This window comes from Pseudomonas sp. 32_A (assembly GCF_017490905.1).
GTDB classification, from domain to species: domain Bacteria; phylum Pseudomonadota; class Gammaproteobacteria; order Pseudomonadales; family Pseudomonadaceae; genus Aquipseudomonas; species Aquipseudomonas inefficax.
The window spans coordinates 1-464 of the sequence record NZ_JAFGYI010000294.1; the positions used below are offsets into that span (position 1 = coordinate 1).

A 464-nucleotide genomic window follows, 5' to 3' on the forward strand; every position below is an offset into this window, starting at 1 on the left:
GGCGATCCGCGACGGCATCCTGATCGCGGTCGATCACGAGGGCGGCCGCGTGCAGCGCTTTCGCACCGACGGCTTCACCGTGCTGCCGGCGATGCGCCGGCTCGGCGAGCTGTGGGACAAGGACGTGCTGCACGCGACGAAGGCGGCGACCGCGCTCGGCTATGTGCTCGCTTCCGAGCTGCGCGCGTGCGGCATCGACATGAGCTTCACGCCCGTGCTCGATCTCGATTACGGCCGCTCGAAGGTGATCGGCGATCGCGCGTTCCATCGCGATCCGCGCGTCGTCGCGTTGCTCGCGAAGAGCGTCAACCACGGGCTCGCGCTCGCCGGGATGGCGAACTGCGGCAAGCATTTTCCCGGCCACGGCTTCGCGCAGGCCGATTCGCACGTCGCGCTGCCGACCGACGATCGTCCGCTCGACGAGATCCTCGCGAACGACGCGGCGCCGTACGACTGGCTCGGGC

Annotated in this window: 1 protein-coding gene; it reads left to right on the forward strand. The window is 69.8% G+C overall.

The genetic code is table 11. The annotated features are described in order from the left end of the window. A partial coding sequence (gene nagZ / locus J5M58_RS26755) for a beta-N-acetylhexosaminidase (protein ID WP_207880387.1) occupies positions 1-464 on the forward strand: 464 nt, incomplete at both ends.